This window comes from Paenisporosarcina sp. TG20 (genome assembly GCF_000286315.1).
GTDB lineage: Bacteria > Bacillota > Bacilli > Bacillales_A > Planococcaceae > Paenisporosarcina.
Map to the genome: position 1 here is coordinate 1 of NZ_ALJG01000161.1, position 6,110 is coordinate 6,110.

Annotated in this window: 4 protein-coding genes; 3 read left to right on the top strand and 1 reads right to left on the bottom strand. The window is 37.6% G+C overall.

Annotated elements, in window-relative coordinates; all coding sequences use genetic code 11:
- Positions 1-105 precede the first annotated feature (105 nt).
- Positions 106-1,413 (bottom strand): sigma 54-interacting transcriptional regulator, encoded by a 1,308-nt coding sequence (locus B371_RS0102250; protein ID WP_019412692.1) that lies wholly within the window; start codon positions 1,411-1,413, stop codon positions 106-108.
- A 140-nt stretch (positions 1,414-1,553) separates the two neighbouring features.
- Here B371_RS0102250 and pruA point away from each other — a divergent pair, with 140 nt between their 5' ends.
- From pruA to B371_RS0102265, 3 genes are all read left to right on the top strand, one after another.
- Positions 1,554-3,098 (top strand): L-glutamate gamma-semialdehyde dehydrogenase, encoded by a 1,545-nt coding sequence (gene pruA / locus B371_RS0102255; protein WP_019412693.1) that lies wholly within the window; start codon positions 1,554-1,556, stop codon positions 3,096-3,098.
- Positions 3,099-3,342: 244 nt separating this feature from the next.
- Entirely contained in the window at positions 3,343-4,536 is a 1,194-nt protein-coding gene (locus B371_RS0102260; RefSeq protein ID WP_019412694.1) for an ornithine--oxo-acid transaminase, read from the top strand.
- A gap of 80 nt (positions 4,537-4,616) precedes the next feature.
- On the top strand, positions 4,617-5,861 hold the full coding sequence (locus B371_RS0102265) for a Glu/Leu/Phe/Val dehydrogenase (RefSeq protein WP_019412695.1): 1,245 nt from the start codon (positions 4,617-4,619) through the stop codon (positions 5,859-5,861).
- The last annotated feature ends 249 nt before the right edge of the window (positions 5,862-6,110 follow it).

Genomic DNA, 6,110 nt, shown 5'->3' on the forward strand with positions numbered 1-6,110 from the left:
GTGTGCTTTCTTTAAGGACCGGTTTTTCTTATATATTAAAATTAGTTAAACTACGTCCAAAACAACGAAGATCTAAAGTGTCAGATTGTCATTCTGAATAGATAACTATTTTTTCATCTTTCGTAAACGATACTGCAAATTTTGTCTACTCATGCCAAGTGCAACGGCGGCCTTCGTAATGTTACCTTCATACATATCCATTACTTTTTGCAAATAATACATTTCAGCTTCTCTTAAATAATCTTCTAAGGGTAACAAGTCACGATCAGATTGAACAACGAAATCCTCTGCTCTACCCAATGGATCCCTCATTTCACTAACTTTCAATTTAAAATGTACTGGAAGCATTTCAAAGGTTACTAATTCCTCATCGGTAATCACAGAAGTAATTTCATCTAATAAAATCTCTACCTCTTTTAAATTTCCTGGCCAATTATATGCATGAAAAATTTCATGCATTTCTTTTGTCATTCCGATAATAGCGGAGCCGAAGCGAACTCGATGACGTGCTAAGTAGTCATGAACAAATGGATCGATATCTTCACGACGTTCTCGCAAGGGTGGAACAACAATGGTTATGGAGGAAAAGAAATAATATAATTTTTTCAAAAGTTTTCCTGAAGCAATAAGTTCTACAGGGTCAGCTCCCACACTAGCTAAAAATAAATGACCAATATGTTTAGAATGATTAATCACTTCAAATAGCTGCTGTTGCATAGCTAATGTTAATAAATCAATACGAGCACAAAAAATCGTACTTCCTTCTAATAAAATCATGTCTTCTTTTAATTTGCTAAGTATCATTGGATCAGAGTTGTGACAATATAACGTATACAAATGGGACAAAGGTGGGGATAATTCTGAATGAATACCTTCAGCTACTAAATCTTTTCCGGTACCAGGTTCACCTACTAACAATACAGATAACCGAGCCGCAGCCGCTTTTTGAGCGGTTAATATTACTTGTTTCATCGATTGAGAAACAGCAGTTATTTCTGGAAAAGTGATAGGATCACCATAACGACGTAGCGGTTGGTAAACTAATCGTTCTAAAGTGGTAACGTCTCGTGCTAATTCAAGAGCTCCGATTAATTCCCCGTTTTCAAATACTGGATAGGTATCATTAATTGTTGTGATTTCATGACCATTACGATTCCAGTATGTTTGTTTAACATTTAATACATGTTCTCCTGTTTGTAACACTTTTAAAAGGGTACTTTCTTGTTGATCAAATTTAAATAGTTCAAGGAGAGATCGATCGGCCACATCATGTGTTTCTAACCCTTCAATATTTTTCATTTTCTCATTATATAAAATTGTACGTCCGTTGCTGTCGATTGCATGAATTCCTACGGATATATAATTGCTAGCAAAGCTGTAAAAAGGCAATAATTTAGAATCATTAACGCTCATTTAAGATTCACTCCTAACTTTTTTTCCGAAAATAAGAAATATTACTTGATTAACGCAAGAATCTTTTGCATTATTATATATGTAAACGAAATGAAAGCGCAAATTATTTTTGCACTAAAATAAAGCGGAGGAGGATTCACATGATTCCTTATAAACATGAAGCATTCACAGATTTCTTAAAAGATGAGAACAAAAAAGCCATTCAAGAGGGTTACAAAACAGTTGAGGGGTACTTAGGTCAAGATTACCCACTTATTATTGGTGGAGAGCGCGTTACTACTGAAGATAAGATTGTTTCTTACAATCCAGCCAATAAAACTGAGGTTGTTGGTTCAGTATCAAAAACTAGCCATGAACTAGCATCAAAAGCTATGGATATTGCGGATGAAACATTTAAAACTTGGAGAAAAGTGAAGCCGGAAATTCGTGCGGACGTTCTTTTCAAAGCAGCAGCAATTATGCGTCGTCGTAAATTTGAATTTTCAGCGTTACTTTCTAAAGAAGCTGGGAAAACATGGATAGAAGCAGACGTAGAAGCAGCTGAAGCAATTGATTTCCTTGAATACTACGCTCGACAAATGCTTAGCTTAAAAGATGGTCGACCAATGGAAAGTCGTCCAGGTGAGTATAATCGTTATGACTACATTCCGATGGGTGTAGCAGTAGTTATTTCTCCTTGGAACTTCCCATTTGCAATCATGGCAGGTACAGCGGTTGCTGCAATGGTTACTGGTAACACAGTCTTGCTAAAACCAGCATCAACTACACCTGTCGTTGCTTATAAATTTATGGAAGTATTAGAAGAAGCAGGATTGCCTGCTGGAGTTGTAAACTTCATTCCAGGTTCTGGTGCTGAAGTTGGAGATTTCTTAGTAGATCACCCACGTACTCGTTTAATTAGTTTTACTGGTTCACGCGACGTTGGATTACGTATTTTCGAACGTTCTTCAAAACTAACTGAAGGTCAAATTTGGATTAAACGTGTTATCGCTGAAATGGGTGGTAAAAACACAATAGTTGTTGATAAAGATGCTGATCTAGAGTTAGCTGCTCAATCAATTGTGAAATCAGCGTTTGGTTTTAGCGGTCAAAAATGTTCTGCATGTTCACGTGCTGTAATTGTTGAAGATGTGTATGATCAAGTAGTAAATCGCGTAGAAGAGCTAACAAAAGCACTAACTGTAGGCGAACCAGAAAAAGATGAGCATTTTGTGGGCCCGGTTATCGATTCGGCTGCTTTCAAAAAAATCATGAGCTACATTGAAATTGGTAAAAGCGAAGGGCGCTTAGTTGCGGGTGGAACCGGAGATGATTCTAAAGGATTCTTTGTTCAACCAACAGTATTTGCAGACTTAGAACCAACTGCACGTATCATGTTAGAAGAAATCTTTGGTCCTGTTGTCGGGTTAACGAAAGCAAAAGATTTTGATCATGCTCTAGATATTGCAAACAACACGGAGTACGGCTTAACTGGAGCGGTAATTACTAACAACCGCATGAACCAAGAAAAAGCCCGTGAAGATTTCCACGTAGGTAACTTATACTTTAATCGTGGATGTACAGGCGCAATTGTTGGCTATCAGTCATTCGGTGGATTCAACATGTCAGGTACTGATTCAAAAGCAGGCGGACCTGATTACCTTACATTACATTTACAAGCTAAAACAACATCTGAAATGTTCTAAGAAAAACGAATTAGCATATGCTAGCTCGACTCCGATGCTGGAAGGATGAAAGGCGAACAATTTGCCTTTCTGACCCCATAATGGGGACCGCGAGCTGGGATTCGGAACTGGACACTAAAGGAACGAAGGCTAAGTTCGGCGCGTCCTGCGCCGAATCCTTCATAACCCACATCCTGTGGGCCATAGGCAGGCACATCAGAAGATGGGTCTGCCTATTTTTAAAAATTTGAGGAGGCAAAAGATTATGACAGTATCACATAACGTTATTAAACAGACTGAAAAATTTGGTGCTCCAAACTATAATCCACTACCAATTGTTATTTCAGAAGCTGAAGGGGTGTGGGTTAAAGATCCAGAAGGAAACAAATATATGGATATGTTAGCTGCATACTCTGCGGTTAATCAAGGGCATCGTCATCCGAAAATTATTCAAGCACTAAAAGATCAAGCTGATCGTGTAACATTAACTTCACGTGCTTTCCATAATGATCAATTAGGTCCATGGTATGAAATGATTTGTGATTTATCAGGTAAGGAAATGGCCCTTCCAATGAATACTGGAGCTGAAGCGGTTGAAACTGCTATTAAAGCAGCACGTCGCTGGTCTTATGATGTAAAAGGAGTTGCTGAAGACCAAGCAGAAATCATTGCTTGTAATGGTAACTTCCATGGTCGTACAATGGCGGCTGTATCCCTTTCTTCAGAACCAGATTACAAACGTGGATTCGGACCGATGTTACCTGGTATTAAATTAATTCCTTACGGTGATATTGACTCGTTAAAAACAGCAATTACACCAAATACAGCTGCATTTTTAATTGAACCAATTCAAGGAGAAGCGGGAATAATTATTCCTCCAGAAGGTTTCATGAAAGCAGCACGTGAACTTTGTCGTGAAAACAACGTTTTATTTATAGCGGATGAAATTCAAGCAGGACTTGGCCGTACAGGTAAAATGTTTGCTTGTGAATGGGAAGACATAGATCCAGATATGTACATTTTAGGTAAAGCTCTTGGCGGGGGAGTTTTTCCAATCTCTTGTGTTATTGCCAATAAAGAAATTCTTGGAGTGTTTGACGCAGGGTCACATGGATCTACTTTCGGTGGTAACCCGATGGCATGTGCAGTCTCGATTGCTTCACTTGAAGTATTAGTTGACGAGAAGTTAGCAGAGCGTTCTGAAGAACTAGGAAATTACTTCAAAGAAGCGTTATCAAAGATTGAGAATTCAACTATTAAAGAGGTTCGAGGACGTGGTTTATTTATCGGTATGGAACTCACAACAGCTGCTCGTCCATATTGTGAAAAACTAAAAGAACTTGGTTTGTTATGTAAAGAAACACATGATACAGTAATTCGTTTTGCTCCACCACTAGTCATTACAAAAGAAGAACTAGATTGGGCAATCGAAAAGATTCAAAAAGTGTTCAAAAATTAATAAATATTGTTAATATATAAGATTAATTATGTTACAATGGTTCCGATGAAATCATTTTTGATAAAGAGGCGAACTATAAAATGGCTGAAAATCTAAACTTATTTACTTCAACGCAAGTAGTTATTAAAGATGCTTTAAATAAACTTGGGTATGATGAAGGAATGTATGAGCTTTTAAAAGAACCATTACGTATGCTTGAAGTGCGAATTCCTATCAAATTGGATGATGGTAAAGTTAAAGTTTATACTGGATACCGTGCACAACACAATGATGCAGTTGGTCCGACTAAAGGTGGGGTTCGATTTCATCCACAAGTAACTGAGGATGAAATGAAAGCACTATCAATGTGGATGACACTGAAGTGTGGAATTGTAGACTTACCTTATGGTGGGGCTAAAGGTGGAATAATTTGTGATCCACGTCAGATGTCTATGGGCGAAGTAGAACGCCTAAGTCGTGGATATGTTCGCGCTATCAGTCAAATTGTTGGACCATCCAAAGATATTCCTGCACCAGATGTATTCACAAATTCACAAATTATGGCTTGGATGATGGATGAATATAGTCGTATAGATGAATTCAACTCACCAGGTTTTATAACAGGTAAACCAATTGTTCTTGGAGGCTCTCAGGGACGAGAACGCGCGACTGCACAGGGAGTAACAATTTGTGTAGAAGAGGCAGCTAAAAAACGTGGACTTGTAATGAAAGATTTAAGAATTGTCATACAAGGTTTTGGTAATGCAGGTAGCTTCTTAGCTAAATTTATGAGTGATACGGGTGCTAAAGTTATTGGTATTTCTGATGCTTACGGTGCGCTACATGATCCAAATGGATTGGATATTGATTATTTACTTGATCGCCGTGACAGCTTTGGGACGGTTACGACATTGTTTGAAAATACAATCACTAATAAAGAGTTACTTGAGTTAGATTGTGATATTTTAGTACCAGCTGCAATTGAAAATCAAATTACTGCTGAAAATGCACACAAAATTCGAGCAAGTATAGTTGTAGAAGCAGCTAATGGTCCTACAACAAGTGAAGCTACAAAAATTTTGACTGACCGTGGAATCTTACTGGTTCCAGACGTACTTGCCAGTGCAGGTGGCGTAACAGTATCCTATTTTGAATGGGTTCAAAATAATCAAGGATATTATTGGTCAGAAGAAGAGGTCAACGAAAAATTATACAAAAAAATGGTTAATGCTTTTGAAAATATCTACACGGTAGCAACAACGCGTAACATCGATATGCGACTAGCCGCATATATGGTGGGTGTTCGTAAAACTGCTGAAGCAGCTCGTTTTCGAGGCTGGGTATAAAAATAAGAAAAGGTCTTGCCTCTTAGGAAGCAAGGCTTTTTTGTACTTATTAGGAATTTTCAGTGTAAGAAAAAAACCTCAATTTGTATCAATAATTATGCAAACAGTGTTTTTAGAGGTTGTTCAAAAAGTATCAACAATTTCATAAATGTGTGAAAGTTATCATACCCGCATGCTCCATAATTAGATAAAAAAGGAATTACTTTGCGAATTGAATTTGATTGACCTTAAACCATAATATGGAATTAG